At 30.7% G+C, this 18,743-nt stretch carries 18 protein-coding genes; 5 read left to right on the top strand and 13 right to left on the bottom strand.

Features of this window, described 5'->3' with window-relative positions; translation table 11 throughout:
- On the bottom strand, positions 1–1,281 hold a 1,281-nt coding region (locus tag CAMP5082_RS07750), incomplete at its 3' end, for a PDC sensor domain-containing protein (protein ID WP_337206377.1).
- Between the two features lie 100 nt (positions 1,282–1,381).
- A complete protein-coding gene (locus CAMP5082_RS07745) occupies positions 1,382–1,834 on the bottom strand; it encodes a low molecular weight protein-tyrosine-phosphatase (RefSeq protein ID WP_337206376.1) in 453 nt (150 codons plus the stop codon).
- 206 nt (positions 1,835–2,040) lie between these two features.
- On the opposite strand from CAMP5082_RS07745, the gene thiD reads away from it, so the two are divergent.
- From thiD to CAMP5082_RS07725, 4 genes are read left to right on the top strand one after another with little or no spacing between them, the layout of a single operon-like run.
- Positions 2,041–2,850 carry a bifunctional hydroxymethylpyrimidine kinase/phosphomethylpyrimidine kinase gene (gene thiD, locus CAMP5082_RS07740; protein WP_337206380.1) on the top strand — a complete coding sequence of 270 codons (810 nt, stop codon included), beginning with the start codon at positions 2,041–2,043 and terminating at the stop codon, positions 2,848–2,850.
- A gap of 3 nt (positions 2,851–2,853) precedes the next feature.
- Positions 2,854–3,633, top strand: a complete 780-nt coding sequence (gene thiM, locus CAMP5082_RS07735) for a hydroxyethylthiazole kinase (RefSeq protein WP_263683258.1) — start codon at positions 2,854–2,856, stop codon at positions 3,631–3,633.
- Positions 3,620–4,246: a thiamine phosphate synthase gene (gene thiE, locus CAMP5082_RS07730; RefSeq protein ID WP_337206375.1), complete on the top strand. Its 627-nt coding sequence runs from the start codon at positions 3,620–3,622 to the stop codon at positions 4,244–4,246. The genes thiM and thiE overlap by 14 nt, the downstream gene beginning before the upstream one ends.
- Positions 4,243–4,884 carry a uroporphyrinogen-III synthase gene (locus CAMP5082_RS07725; protein ID WP_337206379.1) on the top strand — a complete coding sequence of 214 codons (642 nt, stop codon included), beginning with the start codon at positions 4,243–4,245 and terminating at the stop codon, positions 4,882–4,884. Before thiE ends, CAMP5082_RS07725 begins: the two co-directional genes overlap by 4 nt.
- On the opposite strand, the gene CAMP5082_RS07720 is transcribed toward CAMP5082_RS07725, so the two are convergent.
- Complete coding sequence (locus CAMP5082_RS07720; RefSeq protein ID WP_337206378.1) at positions 4,865–6,193, bottom strand: MATE family efflux transporter; 1,329 nt, start codon at positions 6,191–6,193, stop codon at positions 4,865–4,867. The two genes, CAMP5082_RS07725 and CAMP5082_RS07720, sit on opposite strands and share 20 nt — an antisense overlap.
- Positions 6,194–6,462: 269 nt before the next feature.
- Between CAMP5082_RS07720 and CAMP5082_RS07715 the strand changes: the two genes are divergently transcribed.
- A complete protein-coding gene (locus CAMP5082_RS07715; protein WP_337206374.1) occupies positions 6,463–7,083 on the top strand; it encodes a hypothetical protein in 621 nt (206 codons plus the stop codon).
- A 29-nt stretch (positions 7,084–7,112) separates the two neighbouring features.
- On the opposite strand, the gene lepA is transcribed toward CAMP5082_RS07715, so the two are convergent.
- Genes lepA through CAMP5082_RS07665 form a run of 10 tightly spaced genes read right to left on the bottom strand, consistent with a single transcriptional unit; the run spans position 7,113 to position 18,675 of the window.
- Positions 7,113–8,903: a translation elongation factor 4 gene (gene lepA / locus CAMP5082_RS07710; protein ID WP_263679687.1), complete on the bottom strand. Its 1,791-nt coding sequence runs from the start codon at positions 8,901–8,903 to the stop codon at positions 7,113–7,115.
- 9 nt (positions 8,904–8,912) lie between these two features.
- The gene (locus tag CAMP5082_RS07705) at positions 8,913–9,338 is read right to left on the bottom strand and encodes a hypothetical protein (protein WP_337206373.1); all 426 of its coding nucleotides are present in this window, start codon (positions 9,336–9,338) and stop codon (positions 8,913–8,915) included.
- An 11-nt stretch (positions 9,339–9,349) separates the two neighbouring features.
- Complete coding sequence (gene ccsA / locus CAMP5082_RS07700; protein WP_337206372.1) at positions 9,350–12,580, bottom strand: cytochrome c biogenesis protein; 3,231 nt, start codon at positions 12,578–12,580, stop codon at positions 9,350–9,352.
- A gap of 3 nt (positions 12,581–12,583) precedes the next feature.
- Positions 12,584–13,279 (bottom strand): high-affinity branched-chain amino acid transporter, ATP-binding protein, encoded by a 696-nt coding sequence (locus tag CAMP5082_RS07695; protein WP_039618807.1) that lies wholly within the window; start codon positions 13,277–13,279, stop codon positions 12,584–12,586.
- Positions 13,266–14,036 (bottom strand): ABC transporter ATP-binding protein, encoded by a 771-nt coding sequence (locus CAMP5082_RS07690; RefSeq protein ID WP_263703109.1) that lies wholly within the window; start codon positions 14,034–14,036, stop codon positions 13,266–13,268. The genes CAMP5082_RS07695 and CAMP5082_RS07690 overlap by 14 nt, the downstream gene beginning before the upstream one ends.
- Positions 14,033–15,064: a branched-chain amino acid ABC transporter permease gene (locus tag CAMP5082_RS07685; RefSeq protein WP_337206371.1), complete on the bottom strand. Its 1,032-nt coding sequence runs from the start codon at positions 15,062–15,064 to the stop codon at positions 14,033–14,035. Before CAMP5082_RS07685 ends, CAMP5082_RS07690 begins: the two co-directional genes overlap by 4 nt.
- A 1-nt stretch (position 15,065) precedes the next feature.
- Complete coding sequence (locus CAMP5082_RS07680; RefSeq protein ID WP_263683266.1) at positions 15,066–15,962, bottom strand: branched-chain amino acid ABC transporter permease; 897 nt, start codon at positions 15,960–15,962, stop codon at positions 15,066–15,068.
- Positions 15,963–15,982: 20 nt separating this feature from the next.
- Positions 15,983–17,098, bottom strand: a complete 1,116-nt coding sequence (locus CAMP5082_RS07675; RefSeq protein ID WP_337206370.1) for an ABC transporter substrate-binding protein — start codon at positions 17,096–17,098, stop codon at positions 15,983–15,985.
- Between the two features lie 10 nt (positions 17,099–17,108).
- Complete coding sequence (locus CAMP5082_RS07670; protein WP_337206369.1) at positions 17,109–18,221, bottom strand: ABC transporter substrate-binding protein; 1,113 nt, start codon at positions 18,219–18,221, stop codon at positions 17,109–17,111.
- 16 nt (positions 18,222–18,237) lie between these two features.
- A complete protein-coding gene (locus CAMP5082_RS07665) occupies positions 18,238–18,675 on the bottom strand; it encodes a c-type cytochrome (RefSeq protein WP_263728214.1) in 438 nt (145 codons plus the stop codon).
- Positions 18,676–18,743: the final 68 nt, after the last annotated feature.

Genomic DNA, 18,743 nt, shown 5'->3' with positions numbered 1-18,743 from the left:
GATTTCATTCATATTAGAACCAACTTTTTGTTCTAATACATTTAGCATTTCATTAAGATAATTTTTAAGTTCAAGCAATTGAGGGTGTGCTGGCATAGCAGTGATTCTTGCAGCTAAATTACCACCTTCAACCTCTCTAACGGTTTCTACTGATTGTTCTACTGCTTTAGCATCTTGTTCTAATGCATTTTTAGTTTTAGTGATGTTTTCATTGATAGCTTTTGCTATTATTTCAAATTCATCGTTGCTTTTAACATCTATCATAGCAGAATCTTTAGTTTTATGATTGATGAAATCAAAGAAAGAACTAAGACCATTTTGTATAGCTTGTAAAGGTGATAGATAATAAGAGATGATGAAATAAAGTAAAACAATACTTGCAATACTTGTAAAAATAACAATAATGGTTTGAATGTAAGCTATTTTTAGTGCAGGTGTTTCTATTACTTCTACATCTTCACCAGCACAAGTTGTATAACCATCAATTTTTACACAAATACCAAATCTATCGCCACCATTTTGAGTGGTATAATTAAAAATATTATAATCTCCAGCATTTTCATAAGCTTTAGCTACTGTAACTATATCTGGATTTTGCTCTCCACCAACTAATGATTTATCAGTTGATGCAAATACAGTATAAGCATGATCAAATACAAAAGTTCTTCCTGGTAATTCGTTAAATTTTTCTTGTAAGTCTTTAACCAAAACATCAATTGCTAATACCCCTATAAATTTACCATCTTTAATTAAGGGCATAGCATAGGTAAAACATGGCAATCCTGTTGTTGCATCAATATAAGCTGCTGTGATATATAAGCCATTTTTCTTTCTAGCTTCTATATAGAATTCTCTTGTGGTAGCATCATAATTGTCAGCTTTTCCATAAATTCCATAGTCTAAACCTTTACTATCACTATCTGGATCGCTTACTATTAATTCTCCATTTGATTGAGCTATATAGACAGCCAAATAGCTGTTTATATCTCTAACGGTTTTAAGTAAATCACCTGTGTTTTCCATAAGCTTTTCTTGGGTATTAAGTTCGTTATATGGAAGTCTTAAAATAGCTTGAGAAAGTTGCTCTAAAGAATGAGTATGGAGACTTTTAAAATCTCTCATTGATTTTTCTGCAACTTTTACATAGTTAGTTTCAGCATTAACCACTTCATGGTTTAAAGCTTTTTTTGTAAAAATAAAACTAATAATTCCAAGTACTATCAAACAGATGATAGCTATAATATTAGCAATTAATGAAATTTTTAATTTAATACTTTTCATTAAATACCCCCCCCCATTTTTTTTATTTGCAATGTTGAAATTTGGTTTTATTATAACATTAAAATCAAAAATGTACAAATATTATCTAAATGATAAATTTTTATATTAATGTTTTTAAGAGTTTAGAGCATGCCCGCGAGAGTATAGTATAAGTCTCATTAAAATCTCCGCTATACCAAGGATCAGGAACTTCATCATATCCTAATTCTAAAGCATAAGAAGTGATTTTGTGAATTTTGTGTTTAAAATTTGGAAAATTTTTAACTACATCATTATAATTAGAATTATCCATAACGATAATAAGATCATTTTCTTCACACATTTTTAAGCTTAGCTTTTGACTGCAAAATGGCTTGGAGTTGATATTTTTACTATTTAACATGGCTTTGGTTTTATAGTGTATATCCTCTCCATCATGATAACCTGAAGTGCCTGCGCTAGAAACAGTAAATTTATCGTTTAAATTTACTTTTATTAAAAGATCTTTCATAATAAATTCAGCCATGGGAGAACGACAAATATTCCCTAAGCAAACAAAAATAATTTTAGTCATTTTTTCCTCAAAAATTGTGTAGTTTTTTCAAAATTATAGCAGTATTTCAAAATATTTTTTAAGATTAATTAAAACTAAGATATAATTTTTCATTAATGGGGAGCTTTTGCTGAGAGGAAGTTAGACTTCGACCCTTGAGAAGTTTGGTAATGCGAACTTTGAATTCTTGCAAAAACTTTCCTTTTTTATAAAAAAGGATAAAAATGATACAAGCAAAAACAAAAACTAAAATTCCTATCTTAACTATAGCAGGAAGTGATTGTAGCGGTGGGGCTGGCATACAAGCTGATTTAAAAACTTTTAGCGCTCATAATTTATTTGGTATGAGTGTAGTTTTAAGTGTTGTGGCTGAAAATACTGCAAGGGTGATTTCTTGTTTTGATATACCCACTAAGATAATAGATGAGCAAATGTTAGCAGTTTATGAAGATATAGAGCCAGCTGCTGTGAAAATTGGGATGCTAGGTTCAAAAAAAATTATAACTTGTGTAAAAGAAAATTTATTACGCTTTAAAGCCAAAAATGTAGTGATTGATCCTGTGATGTTTGCAAAAAATGGCTATGCTTTAATGCCTTTGGAAAATTGTCAGTTTTTTAAAGATGAAATTTTATCTTTAGCTGATGTACTTACGCCAAATATACCTGAGGCTGAATTTTTATGTGATTTTAAAATACTCAATGAGGAGGATATGAAAAAAGCTGCTATAAAGCTTTTCAAAGAAGGTGCAAAAAGTGTTTTGATTAAAGGTGGGCATAGTAAAAATAATACCAATGATGTTTTTTATGATGGAAAGGAATTTAGTATTTTTAAAGCAGAAAAAATCAACACAAAAAACACACATGGCACAGGTTGTACATTAAGTTCAGCTATAGCTAGTAATCTTGCCTTAGGTAAAGAAAAGCATGAAGCTATAAAGCTTGCTAAAGATTATGTATATGGGGCTATATTAAATTCCTTAGCACTTGGAAAAGGTTGTGGTCCAACAAATCATTTTTATCAATTTGATAAGGAATAAAAAATGATTAAAATAGTAAGAGAAAAAAATCCTTTGATTCATCATATTACTAATTATGTTACAGCTAATGATTGTGCGAATGTAACTATAGCAATGGGAGCAAGTGCTGCTATGGCTGATTTTTATGAAGAACAAACTGATTTTGCTAAAATAAGCTCAGCTTTAGTATTAAATACAGGCACTATTAATCAGCTTGTAGCAAATTCTATGTTAAAAGCAACCAAAGAATATGCTTTATTAAACAAACCTATAGTTTTTGATCCTGTTGCTTTGGGTGTGAGTAAGGCAAGAGACGGGATTAATTTTGAATTGCTTAATCTAAAAGGCATTAGTATTGTTAAAGCAAATGCGTCTGAAATGGCTAGTGTTATAGGTTTAGATGGTAAAGCAAGAGGGGTTGATAGTACTTTTGTGATTAATGATGAGTTTTTAGAAAAAGCTAGAGAGTACTCATATAAAACTAAGCGTGTTTTAGCTATAACTGGAAAAATTGATTATATTATAAATCAAGAGCGTATTGCAAAAGTTTATAATGGCTCTATTATGGCTACTAAAATAACTGGAGCAGGTTGTATGTGTGCTTCTTTGTGTGGAGTTTTTGCAGGAGCATTAGAAGATAAATTTCAAGCTAGTTTATATGCTTTACTAAGTTTTGGTATAGCTAGTGAAATCGCTCAAGAGCTTTCTAGTGGAAGTGGTAGTTTTAGAGTGAATTTAATCGATGCTTTAAGTAATTTAAATGATGAAGAAATTAAAAAAAGAGCTAAATATGAAATCATTTAAAATTTATCTTGTTGCAAGCAAGGGTGAGAAAAGTGAAAGTGAGTTTTTAAATATTTTAGAAGCTTCTTTGAAAGCCAAGATTGATATTTTACAACTTAGGGAAAAAAATCTTAGCACTTTAGAATTTTATAATCTTGCTTTAAAAGTTAAAACTTTGTGTGAAACATATAATACACCTTTTGTGATAAATGATAGAATCGATATAGCCATGGCTGTGAATGCAAATGGAGTGCATATAGGTCAAAAGGATATGCCTTTAAAAAAAGCAAGAGAACTTTTAGGTGAAGATAAAATCATAGGAATTACGATCAATCATAAAAGTGAGCTTGCTAATACTCAAGGCGCTACTTATCTTGGAGTAGGGGCTGTTTTTGCTACGCCTAGTAAGCAAGATTGTGTTGTACTTGGTATAGATGGATTAAAAGAAATTACTAGTTTAAGTTCTTTACCTATTGTGGCTATAGGTGGGATAGATGAGGCTAATTTAAATTTGCTTAAAGATTGTAATATACAAGGTATAGCTGTAGTTAGAGCAATTATGCAAGCAAGTGATCCTTATATGGCAACTTTAAATTTAAGATCAAGTTTTGATAAAACTTTTATAGGAAAATAATGATTTATTTTATAGGGGATAAAGAATTTGATGGCGTTAAGACTATAAGATTAAATGAAATCAAATTTCTTGATTTTGAAGTGAATTTAAAAGAATTTGATTGTTTGATCATTAGCTCTAAGAACGCACTCAAAGCATTAATTTTAAGTAAAAGTAAAATTGATTTTGATATTAAACTTTATACTGTGGGGCAAAAAAGTGCTGATTTTGCAAAAGAACTTGGTTTTAAAAATGTCAAATATCCCAGTAAAGCTTATGGTAAAAATTTAGCTAGCGAGTTTTTATCTGAGTTTAAAAATAAAAAATGTCTTTATTTAAGAGCTAAGAAAATTAGCTCAGGCCTTGATGAGGTTTTATTAAATGAAAATATCTCTTTAAAACAATTAATTGTTTATGAAAATGTAGCCATAGAGCCTAAAAAAGATGAGTTAAAAATACAACATCCTAGTGTTTTTATCTTTAGTGCTCCTTCAAGCATAGAGCAATTTTTGAAATTTTTTGCATTAAAAAACGAAGATAAAGTTGTAGTTATAGGTCAAAGTACAGCTTTAAAGCTCCATAATTTTAAAAATTTATATATATGTGAAAAGCAAGATCTAAACTCTTGTTTAAATTTGGCTAAGAGTTTAGATTTTTAAAAGTATTATATAGTAAAATTGAAGCAATAAAAATCATACAAACATCCCCCACCAAAGTAGCTAGCCAAACTCCATTTACTCCTAAAAATTGCGTTAGTATAAATAAAGATAAGAATGGAAAAACAAGACTTTGGGTAATAGAAATTCCTAAAGAAAGCAAAGGTTTATCAAGTGCTGTGAAAAATGAAGCGCAAAGTTTTCCAAACCAGGAAAATAAAAACGAAAAAGAAAAAAATATTAAGGCATTTTGTGCTATATGGATAAAATCTTGGTTGTTATCTTTGTTAAAAACACTTACTATAAGGTTATTGAAAAAATAAACAAATAAAAATGCTATTGTGCTTACACCCCAAGAAGCAAAAAACATTCTTTTAAAAATAGCTTGAATTCTTGCGATATTTTTGTGTCCATAATTATAACTTAATGCAGGTTGCATAGCATCACACATAGCTAAAACTAGCATAAAAACAAAAGTGCTAAGATATAAAATCACTGAAAATGCTGCAACAGCTGTATTTCCAGAAAGTTCAAGTAAAAAAGCATTAGCTAAGATAGTATAAAAAGAACTAGAAATATTGGAAAAAAATTCAGATGAGCCATTATAGAGTATATTTTTTAGTATTTGTAGCTTGATTATTGGCTTTTTAAATTTTAAAACTAAATCTTTAAAAACAAAAGGTAATATCCCCAAAATGCTTCCTAAAAACATCCCTATACAAGTTGCTAAAGCTGCTGAAAAAAGCCCCCAATCAAAAACCACTATAAAAAGCCAATCAAGAAAAATATTGCTCAAAGCAGTAATGACATTAACCATCATACTATAAAAAGTTTTTCCACAGATTCTAAGGTAATTATCCATGGCAAAAGCTAACATCGTAAAGGGAGCAAAAATAGCAAAAATTTGCATATATTCAGCAGATAAGCTTTGAATATTCTCATCAGCTCCCATAAAAGCACTTAATGCTTTTGCTAAGAAAAATCCTAAAATTCCCATTAAACAAGAAATTGCAAAAATAAGAACTATGCAAAAAGAAAAAATAGCTCTTGCTTTTTCTATTTTTCCCTTGCCTAGATTAATTGCTATTTGTACTGATGATCCTATGGCTATCATATCAGCTAGAGCAAAGCTTATCATGATAAAAGGCATCATTAAATTCATAGCAGCAAGTGCATCTGAACCTAAATATCTTCCAACAAAAATTCCATCAATAATCACATAAAGATAAATAAAAGCCATACTCGCCATATTTGGCAAAGCGCATTTTATAAAAAGTGTAGTAGGATTTAATGTAGTGTAAAAATTATGTATTGACATAGGTTTTCCTTATTAAAAATTATTTTATTTAGATTATGCAGATAAAATAAATTTAATAAAGAGATTCTATGCCTTCTATGATATCTTTAAAATACGGATCAACAATGATTATAAAAAAATCTCTAAAAAACATTTATATCACCTAAATTTTAAAAATACAATAAATAAAAGAAATTATATTATAGTAGTGGTTATAAATTTCTTAATATAAAATTTAATAATTTTTATCCGATTTTTATAAACCCACAAAAAAAGGAGCAAGGATGCAAATAAATTCGTATTCACGTGTGGCAGTGGAGTCACAGATTAGCAATAGGAAGGCTGATTCGAATACTAAGCTTGAAGATGCCAATACTAAAAGCGCTAATAGCACAAAAGATATTGATGAGGATAAGCTTAGTAAGCTTGCTAGTATAGGCGGAAAAGGCATAACAGAACTTTATGCTATGAGTTTTATGCAACAAGCATTTAACATGAGTTCATCTAATGGTCTATCTCAAGCTGGGATTTTTCAAGGAGCTCAGTCTAAGGATTCTTTAACGGCTATTTTATCAAATGTAGATTTTAAAGCTATAGGATATGAAGGTAAAGATATACTTAGTTTAAATGCTGATGAGGCAAAAGAGCTTATTGGGGAAGATGGGTATTTTGGTGTAGCAAAAACATCTCAAAGATTGGCTGATTTTGTTATTAATGGGGCTGGTGATGATATGGAAAAACTTCAAAAAGGTTTAGAAGGTCTAAAAGCAGGATTTGCGCAAGCGGAAAAAATGTGGGGTGGCAAACTTCCTGATATCAGCTATGAGACAATTGATAAAGCTATTGAAAAAGTAACTCAAAAAATCAATGAATTGGGTGGAAATTCTTTAGATATCAATGTATAAATTTATATCCCTAGTTTTAAACTAGGGATTTAGTCTATTTTTAAAACGCTTAAAAATGCTTCTTGAGGTAAATGTACTTTGCCAATAGCTTTCATTCTTTTTTTACCTTCTTTTTGTTTTTCAAGAAGCTTTCTTTTTCTAGTAATATCCCCGCCATAGCATTTTGCAGTTACATTTTTACCCATAGATTTTACATTTTCTCTTGCGATGATTTTATTTCCAATGCTTGCTTGGATAGCAACTTCAAAAAGCTGTCTTGGGACGATTTCTTTCATCGCTTTTACCAGCTCCCTGCCTTTACTTAGTGCCTTTTCATTTGGCACTATGATGCTTAGTGCATCGACATTTTCACCAGCTACTTTAATATCAAGCTTTACAAGATCACCCACTCTAAATTCAATAGGTTCATAATCAAAACTAGCATAACCTTTAGTGAGTGATTTGAGTTTATCATAAAAGTCCATAACGATTTCATTTAAAGGTATATCATACTCAAGTAAAACACGCTCAGGGGTGATATAATCCATCTTAACTTGCATACCACGTTTGCGATTTAAAAGAGTGATTAAATTTCCTAAATATTCACTTGGGGTTATGATAGTTGCTTTTACATAAGGTTCTTTTATGTGATCGATTTTATTTACTGGAGGCAGCTCGCTTGGGTTTTGAATTTTTAAAACTTCTCCATCAGTTTGATAAATTTCATAAGTAACAGTTGGAGCAGTAGCAATCAAATCAAGGTTAAACTCACGCTCAAGTCTTTCTTTAATAACCTCCATATGTAAAAGACCTAAAAAACCAACTCTAAAACCAAACCCTAAAGCTAGCGATGTCTCAGGTTCATAGGTAATAGAACTATCATTGAGTTTTAATTTATCTAAAGCATCTCTTAAATCTTCAAATTTATCCGTTTCTATAGGGTATAATCCTGCAAAAACAAAAGCTTTGGCTTTTTCAAAACCACCAATGGCTTCTTTTGCCTTATTTTTGGTTAGTGTTATGGTATCGCCCACTTGAACATCAGCAACATTTTTAAGTCCAAGCACGATAACACCTACTTCACCTGATTCTAATTTTTTGGTTTTTATAGGGTTTAATGGATGGGGGTAAAAAAGATCTTGTACAAGATGTTTTTTATCTGTACTCATAACTAAAACTTCATCATTTTTAGCTATATTTCCCTCATAAATTCTAACTAAAGCTAAAGCTCCAAGATAATTATCAAACCAAGAATCATAAATTAAAGCTTTAGTAGGTGCTTCATCATCGGTTTTTGGCGCAGGAATTTTTGTGATGATGGTTTCTATGAGTTCTTTTATACCTACACCTGTTTTTGCGCTAACACAAATTGCATTAGAGCAATCAATGCCTATAATATGTTCTATTTCGTGCTTAACTTTTTCTATATCAGCTGAAGGAAGATCTATTTTATTTATCACTGGTATGATTTCAAGATCGTTTTCTAAGGCTATATAAACATTGGCTATAGTTTGAGCTTCTACTCCTTGTGAAGCATCAACAACAAGCAAAGCTCCCTCGCAACTTGCCAAAGAGCGACTTACTTCATAGGAAAAATCAACATGACCTGGAGTATCTATTAAATTTAATACATATTCTTCGTTATTAAGTTTATAATTTAAACGCACAGATTGAGCTTTTATAGTTATACCACGCTCTTTTTCTATATCCATAGTATCCATTACTTGAGCACTCATTTGTCTGTCACTAATTGCACCACATTCGCTAATAATTCTATCAGCTAGTGTACTTTTTCCATGATCAATATGAGCTATGATAGAGAAATTTCTAATATTTTTCATCAAAAAACCTTAAGATTGTCTCATTTTTCTTTTTGCTAAACCTATTTGCTCATAAGCATCTATTTCGTTTTTTAAAGTTTTATATCTTTTTTTTAATTCATTATTTAAAAACGAAATATTCTTAGGAGTGGCATTGGCATTTGCTGAAATAGCACTAATAAAATCAAGTTTTCTTTTAGTGGTGCTATCTTTTGGATTGGAACCAAATTTTTGTGAATTTAAAAATTGCAAGATTAAAGCCTGAATTTCTTGAGAATTTTTTGCTCCATTGGCTTTGGAAATAAAGTCTTCTATATTGCTTATTTTTGGAGCTTTGGTTGCATTAGATTTGTTGGGTTGTTTATCTTTATGGGTAAAAAATAATACCAAAAGAACACCAAGTATAATAACAACAACTAAAGCTACAATTAAAAATATAAAAAGAGAATTATTCATTTAAAGCCTTTCTATAATTTTCTTGCATAGGATCTTTTGAAATAACTTGCTATGTTGAGTGCAACCATAAATAAAAAGCCCCAATATACATAATCAGGAATTTTTACTGAATCTCCTGCTGCGTAAGAGTGCATGCCAGTTAAAAAGTAATTTACTCCAAAATAAGTCATGATAATTACCCAGTATGCAAACATAGAGCAAACTGCAAAAGTGTATTGATTTGCCCATTTTGGCACCATTCTAATGTGTAAAATAGCCGCATAAACTAAAATACTAATTAAAGCCCAAGTTTCCTTAGAATCCCAACTCCAATATCTTCCCCAGCTTTCATTTGCCCATATAGCACCTAAGAAATTTCCAACTGTAAGTAAGCAAAGTCCTAAGATCATAGCCATTTCATTAATTCTTGTTGCTTCTGTAATATTTCTTAAAATATTTTCATTATGTTTACCATTGATTTTTAGCATGCATAGTAAAACAAGTACAAATATACCTAATAATGCACATAGTCCTAAAAATCCATAGCTAGCAGTAATAACTGAAACATGTATAGTTAACCAGTATGATTGCAACACAGGAGCTAAGTTGGTAATTTGTGGATCCATTTGGCTAAGATGAGCTACACCTAAAGTAACTCCTGCTAAAATAGAAGTTAAAGAAAGTGCAATAGGGCTTTTTCTGGAAAAGAAAATTCCAGATAATGATAAAGCCCAAGCTATATAAACCATGCTCTCATATGCATTACTCCATGGAGCACGACCTGCTATATACCAACGCAAAGCCAAACCTAGAGTATGGATGAAAAATGCCACGATATTAAATACATAAACACATTTAAAAATAAAATCAATGCGTATTTTTGGCAGCAGCATCTTAATAAAAACTATAATTAAAAGCAAAAATCCAGCACAAAGATAAAGAGGGGTAAGATTTGCAAAAATTTGACTTTTATTGAAAAAGATTTCTGTGCTAATTTTTTTAGCACTAGGCATAACTTCATGGCCGTATTTTTCTTGGTAATTTTTGATAGCATTTAAGTTTTTAGTTGCTTCATCCCAGTTATTATGTACAATGGAATTACTAACTGCATTAAAATAGTTTTCTAAAATACTTTTAACTTCTGCACCTTCTTCACCTTTTAATCCTATATAAGCTTCACGTGGTGCTACCCATTGATTATTTGTGCTATTTTGCAAAGGAATAAATCTAAAAATATCACCTGAGAAAATTAAATTTACAATATTAACCCTTTCATCAAGCTTGATGATTTCTTTATCAAAAACACTTCTGCGATTTGGATTTTTTCTATTAGCATTTTCTACATATTTTTGCAGTTTATAAGCATCTGTAGTGAAAAAATCTTTAAAACTAGTATAGACTCTAGGCTCAATTTCTAAAATTTTAGAAATTTCTTCATTAACCAAACGACTTGTTGGCATAAATATAATATCTTTATCATACCATGCACTACCATCAAAAATCATCGATATAATTGTTGCTTCAGCGCTTTGCCCTTGGAAGGTCGTTGTTTTATGTATTTTTTCTAAAACTTCCATGGCTAAAGTATTAAAAGGAACCATTCTACCATCAGGCTTTTGCACTATCAAAGAAGCAAGTTCTTTAGCGTGTGTTTCATCTACCTTGATAGGCTCATTTGCGTAAGTATTTTGGCCTGCAAATAAAACTAATATAAAAGCCAAAATAGCACTTGTTTTTTTTAGGGTGTCTTGGTTGATTAATTTAGCTAAGGTTCTAAATCTTGAATGAGGATTTAAAATATTTAAAAACATTCCTAATGTGAGTAAAAAATATCCTATATATGTAGGAATTTTACCCGGATCTTTATTGACTGAAAGTATGGTGCCAAGTTCATCTTGATCGTATGAGCTTTGGTAAAATCTATAACCTTGATAATCTAAAACATTATTCATGAAAATTTTATATTCTAGTTTCTTATCAGCATTGTCAATTTCTACATAACTTGCATAAGACATAGGCGACATCGAACCAGGATAACGTTCTAATTCAAAGTCTTTTAAGTACATTTCAAATGGCATTTCTATTCCTTTAGGACCCCATCTTAAAAAGAAAGGTTGACCTGCTACATCAATACGGATAGGCGAGTTGTATTCTACTAGGAAAACTTCTTTGGATTCTCCTTTGTAACTTAGTTTTAATTTTAAAGCATTAATAGCATTATCTGAAAGTTGAGTTGGCATATATTTAGTGCTTTGAGCAAAGTCTTTGAAATTATTTAATAAAGAATTATTCCAGTATTTTGCCTCGCCAAATAAAGAAATCAAAGCATTGCGTCCTAGCTCTATCCAACTATTTTTAAACCAAGTAAAAAAGCTTTCATCTTGAGCTTGATTGATACCCTCTAAAGTTTTTTTGCCATGCAAGGAAGCAAATTTAACCACTAAATTAATATCATTAAAAGAATATAATCTTAAATCTTTAGCTTGTGCTTTTTGATTTGCTTTTAAAATATTTTCTTTGCCATCACTCATTGACATGTATTTTAAATCAAAATCAGCACTAAGTTTTAAATCTTTATCGATTTTTATATAAGGACTTGGAACAGAGTCATTTAAAAATGCTATATTAACGCCGTTGATATTTTCAATATCTCCTGCTTGAAAAAGCAATTCTTTAGATTCGTTATTTTGTGAAAGCATTAAAGATAAAAGTGGAGCAGAATTATTATCATCAATATAAACTTCTTTTGCATCTAAGATTAAATTTTCATATGCAATTTGAGCTTTTTCATCAGGCAAGATTAAATCAAATGAAAAATCATTTACAAAAGGCAGGGTTGCAATATATTCAGATTTTGAAGCACTATATACTTTATCATCTTTTAAGGTTGCTATGTAAATATAACTTTTTGAAGTTTCAATAATATTATTTTTTTCATTTTCTCTAATGTGTAAATTTCCCTCAAATCCCATATACCTAGTCATCGCTGAGCCTAGTAATATAAATAAAAATGAGATATGAAAGATTAAAAGTGGTATTTTTTTCTTATTAAACATTTTGTATTTAAAAAGAGCTGCTAAAAGATTAATCCCTAGTATGAGTTGTATAAAGCCAAACCAAGAAGAGCCATAGATCATCGCCCAAGCTGTTGGTGTATTATAAGCACTTTCTATGAAAGTAGCTAGGGCGCAAAATAGGGCAAAAATTAAAAACAAAAAAATAGAAATTTTTATATCCCCAAAAGCTAAAAGTTGTTTTTTCATGAATTAAGCTCCAAGGTATTTTTTTCTAATCTCATCATTGCCGATAAGATCTTTTGCAGGTGCATGCATAGCAATTTTGCCATTTTCCAAAACATAAGCATAATCGCTGATTTTTAAAGCTGAAAATGCATTTTGCTCTACTAATAAAATGGTGATTCCTTCTTCTTTTAATTTGACTATAATATCAAAAACTTCTCCAACTATTTTTGGAGCAAGACCTAATGAAGGCTCATCAAGCATTAAAAGTTTTGGCTCACTCATGAGTGCTCTTGAGATAGCTAGCATTTGAGCTTCTCCGCCACTTAGAGTTCCTGCAAGGGCATTTTTTTTATCTTTTAATCTTGGGAAAAGCCTATACATTTGATTTTTTAAATGCTCATAATTTTCTGCATTATTAAAAGCACCAATTTTTAAATTTTCCTCTATAGTAAGATTGATAAAAACCCTTCTTCCCTCAGGTACTAAAGCAATGCCTTTTTGAACTAGAGTGTGCGGTAAATGTCTTTGAGTGTCATAACCTAGAAAAGTTACCTCGCCAGTTTTTTTAACACAATTTAGCATAGCATTAAGTGTTGAGGTTTTTCCTGCACCATTTGAGCCTATTAAGCTAACTATACTTCCTGTTTTTATAGTAAAATCAATACCTTTAACAGCTTCAATCAAACCATAATAAACATGTAAATCTTTAACTACTAGCATTAAAATCTCCCAAATATGCACTAATTACTTCAGGGTTTTGCACCGCATCGTTTGGTTTTCCCTCAAAAATAGTCTTACCATAATCAAGCACCATAACTCTATCACAAAGCTTATTTACAAATTTCATATCATGCTCTATAAGTAAAACACTAATTTTTTTATTATCTCTTATGTTAAAAATTAACTCGGCCAAATCATCACTTTCTGTAGAATTCATACCTGCTGCAGGTTCATCTAACAATAAAAGTTTAGGATTTGTTGCTAAAGCCCTTGCTATTTCAACTTTTCTTTGCTGACCATAACTTAAACTAGTAGCTTTTTCATCAGCCAAATGAGCAATATTGAGTTGTTCTAAAATTTCATAAGCTGCTTTTTTTGCATTTTTTTCTGCTTTGGAAAATCTTCCAAGATGTAAAAAGGCTTCGAAAATATTATATTTAATACTTTGATCAAAACCAATCAATACATTTTCTAAAACACTCATGCTTGAAAAAAGTCTGATGTTTTGAAAAGTTCTTGCTATACCTAGATGAACTATTTTGTGTGGTTTTAAATGATCAATTTTTTTTCCTAGAAAAAAGACTTCCCCGCTACTTGGCTTATAATTTCCTGTAATAATATTAAACAACGTAGTTTTTCCTGCGCCATTTGGGCCTATAAGTCCAAAAATTTCACTTTCTTTAATAGCAAATGAGGTATTAGCTATAGCGCTAACTCCACCAAAATTTTTATGAATTTCTTTAAGCTCTAAAATCATTTTTTCTTCCTTTTAGAAAACTTAAACAAAACATCTGTTAATTCTTTATCTCCCATTATTCCTCTTCTTGCAAAAAGCATTACCAAGATCAATACAATGGAAAATACAACCATTCTAAGACCAGGCATAGCAGGGGTTTCATAACCAAAAATATTCATACTTTCATCTAAAAATCTTAAATACTCACTTCCACCTATTACTAAAATAGCCCCAATGATAGCACCAGTAGTTGAACCTAAACCACCCAAAACAATGATGATTAAAAGTTGGAAGGTAAATAAAAAGTCAAATTGCTCAGGTGAAACTGAAGCTAGTGCACAAGCTAGCAAACCTCCCCCAACACCTTCTAAAAACGCTGAAGTGCTAAAGGCTAAGGTTTTAATATTAAAGGTGTTTATACCCATTGCTAGTGCTGCATCTTCATCATCTCTTACAGCTTTCATAGCTCTACCAAATTTTGAACTAACAATGTTTAAGATGATAATAACAGAAAATATGGCAATCCCACCACTCCAGTATAAAGTAGTGTGTTTAGGAATGTCGTTTAAGCCTAAAGAGCCATTTGTAACAGAAGCAAAGTTAATCGCCATAAGTTTAATGATAATACCAAAACCTAGTGTTACAATAGCTAAATAATCCCCTCTAACTCTAAATACTGCAAAAGCCAAAACTAAAGATAAAAGCATAGCGCAAAGTCCAGCAGCAAGTAAAGCCACAATAAAACTTGGCGAATGAATCATCAAAATAAAGCTACTTGGATCTTCTAAAGAAAACTGATCGATTTTGCTTTCACTTGTAAGTAATACTAAAGCTGCAACATAAGCTCCTATAGCTACAAAGCCATTTGGTTCTAGTGAAAATTGTCCTGTAACCCCGTTGATAAGATTATAGCTTACTGCTAAGATAACAAAAATAGCAATATTGCTTAAAATTCCTATTTTATAATCATTGAAAAAATAAGGAGATATAAAAAGAAAAGCAAGTGCTATGATAAAAAAACTTAAATGTGTAATTTTTCTTGCAACCATCTTAAAACCTACTTTTTTCAAAATTTATGCCCAAAATTCCGGTTGGCTTAAAAAGCAAAATCAATACTAAAAAGATAAATGCAAAAGCATCTTTAAAACCAGAAAGATCAGGGAAAATAGCAACTACAACAACTTCTGTAAATCCTATAATCAAACCACCTAATACTGCTCCAGCAACCGAACCAATACCACCTAAAACAGCAGCTCCAAATGCTTTAAGTCCTATAAGAGTTCCCATGCTAGGTTCAACAGAAGGATAGCTAACAGCCCAAAAAATACCACCAATAGCGGCTAAAGCTGAGCCTAGTGCAAATACAATAGCGATAATACGATTTGCGTCAATTCCCATTAAATTTACAGTATGAATATCAAAAGCTAAAGCTCTAATAGCAATGCCATATTTGCTTTTATAAAGTATGAATAAAACCACTAATAGTATAAAAAATGTCAAAATAGGCACTAAAATACTATTGATGCTAATGCTGATATTATTAAAATTAATCACTGTTTCAAGATAATTTGGCACAGGAAAATATTTTGGGGTTGAACCAAATAAGACATTAAATACATTTTGTATTAAAAAGCTTATGCCTATAGCTGTAATAAGTAAAGAAATTCTAGGTGCTTTTCTTAAAGGTTTATAAGCTACTCTATCAATAGCTATACCTAAAGCTGCTGCAAATAACATAGCCAAAGAAAGAGCTCCTAAAAAAGGCACATTCATACTTGTGACACAAAATAAAGCTGAGTATGCACCTACCATCATGATATCGCCATGTGCAAAATTAATCAATCTTAAAACACCATAGACCATTGTATAGCCTATAGCAATAAGTGCATACATGCTACCTAAGCTAAAACCATTTATAATTTGCTGTAAAATTAAAGAACTATCCATTGAACCTCTTAAAATTTTATTTACGGAAGAATCGTATCTTTATAAATTTGTTTTTGATTTTCTATTGATTTTATAACAATTGAACGCGTAGCATTGCCTGTTTTGTCAATGTTAATTACTCCGCTAACACCTTCAAATTTTGAAGTAGAGTGGATATTGTTATTGATACATTCACTGTTAAAATCATTGACACATTTTTGCATAGCTTCAAAAATCACAAAATACGCATCTGCACCCATAGCTGTGAAATTTGGAACTTCTTTGCTTTGTTTTTCTTTTTCATAAGCTAGTATGAAGTCTTTTGAAAGTTGTGTTGGTGGGTTGTTATAATCAAAACTATCGGTAAATAAATATCCTTCTGCAGCATCTTGAGCTAAATTAACAAAGGTTTCATCAGCAACTCCATCTGCTGAACCCATAGGGATATTTATACCCATTGCTTTTGCTTGACGTGCAAATAAAGAAGCTTCGGTATAATATACTGGAAGATAAATAAAATCAGGTTTTAAATTTTTAATTTGTGAAAGAATAGCTTTGAAGTCTTTATCGCCTGCTGTGATTCTAAATTTATCTAAAATTTTTCCACCTTGCTTGCTAAATTCTTTTTCAAAGGCTCTAGTTAAACCCAAAGAATAATCCGCGCTTTGATCGCTAATTATCACAGCTTTAGTATAGTTAAGTTTATTTTTTACATAATTAGCTAAAGATGAGCCTTGGAAGCTATCCATAAAACAAACTCTACTAGCATATAATTTTTTATTTAAAATTTTATCAGCAGTAGCTGCAGGAGCAACCACTGGGATCTTTTTTTCTTCGCCAATTCTTATCACTTGCAAAGTATTAGCTGTTAGCATTTCACCAATTAGCGCATAAGCTTTGTTTTGCGAAACTAATCTTGTGCTAGCATTGGCACTTTCTATTTTATCACCTTTTGTATCTACTACTACTAAATTTACTTTATCTCCATTACTTAGAGTGTTTTTCATGGAATTTGCAATTTTCACTCCATCTAAAGCACTTTGTCCATATGCTGCCGTAGAACCTGTTAGAGGTAAAACTACGCCAATGTTGATTTCTTTTGCTTGTATAATATTGCAAGCTATGACAGATAATATAGCTATACTAATTTTTTTCATAGTTTACCTTTCAAGGATTGATAATAGTTTTATATACTTGTTTTTGATCTTGTATTTCTTTTATAACTACAGAACGACTCGCATTACCACTAGCATCTATGCTTATAACCCCACCCACACCTTCAAAATTACTGGTTAAGTGAATTTTTTCATTAATGCATTGTGCATTAAGATTGCTAGCGCATTCATTCATTGCATTTACCATTACATAATAAGCATCAGCTCCCATAGCAGAAAATGCTGGAAGCTCTTTGGTGCCATGATCTTTTTCATAAGCATTGATGAAATTTTTAGACAAAGCTGTTGGAGGATTGTTATAATCAAAACTATCAGTAAATACTACTCCATTTACAGCATCACCACCAAGCTCAATAAATGTTTTATTGTTTACCCCATCTCCTGCGCTTAAAAGTTTGTTAAATCCAACCGCTTTTGCTTGTCTTGCTATTAAGGCAGCCTCTGGGTGATAAATTGGCATATAAACAAAGTCTGGATTGATACTTTTAAGTTGTGAAACAATAGCTTTAAAGTCCTTATCGCCCGAAGAAATGGTTAATTTTTTAAGTACTTTTCCACCATTTTGCTTAAATTCTTTTTCAAAAGCTCTTGCTAGACCCAATGAATATACATTGCTTTGATCAACTATAACAACCACGCTTTTTAAATTTAAATCTTTGTAGGCATAATTAGCAAATTTATCTCCTTGAAAGCTATCCATAAAACAAACTCTACTAGCATAGCTTTTTTTGTCTAAAAGCTTATCGCCTGAGGCAACTGGAGCTATAGCAGGAACTTTTCTTTCTTCGGCTATGGATAAAACTTGCATAGTATTTGGTGTAACAGCTTCGCCTATAAGCCCCAAAACTTTATCTTGAGAGATAAGTCTAGTAGTAGCATTTGCTGCTTCTATTTTATCACCTTTGGTATCAATAGCTATAATTTTAATACTATCTCCATTTTTTAAATTTGGATTTAAAGTATTGGCTAGTTTAATACCCTCATATACATCATTACCATAGGCTGCTAAAGCGCCAGTAAGCGGCAAAACAACCCCTATTTTTACCTCTGCAGCATAAATTGAACTAGCACAAAGTAAGCTAGCTAACAGTAGATTTTTTTTCATGAAAACTCCTTTTTTGTTATTTTAAAAATGTATTGTGTTTAGTTTTTGGTGCTGGCTCTTCTTCTAAAAGATCTTTTTGATTAAGCTCTATAGAAAAATTTTGTCCTTTTAAATAAGCTATGATGTGGTTCATATCACTATCACTTAATTTTTTAGCATACAAACTCATTTGGATATTATCGCTTGATTGATTTTTAAAATATCCATTAGCATAATCTTTCAAAGCACCTTTGATTTCTTCTGGACTTAAGTCTTTAAGAGCTCTTTTGCCATAAGAATTTTTTTCTCCGTTCTCTCCATGGCAAGTATTACATTTATTTTTAAAATATATTTCTTTAGCTTTTTCTAAGTCATAACTAATGTTATCATTAAAAGTATAAGTAAATAAAGATTTTACATTAAAAGCTAATAGTGAATTAAAAAATAAAACACTTACAATAAACAAGCGCAACATAAATATAACCTTTTTTAATATATAAATAAAGCTCGATTATATCTAAAAAAAATAAATAATCTCACTTT

The sequence above is a fragment of the Campylobacter sp. LMG 17559 genome, from assembly GCF_024723605.1.
GTDB lineage: Bacteria > Campylobacterota > Campylobacteria > Campylobacterales > Campylobacteraceae > Campylobacter_D.
This window is presented reverse-complemented; position numbering and strand designations above follow the sequence as displayed.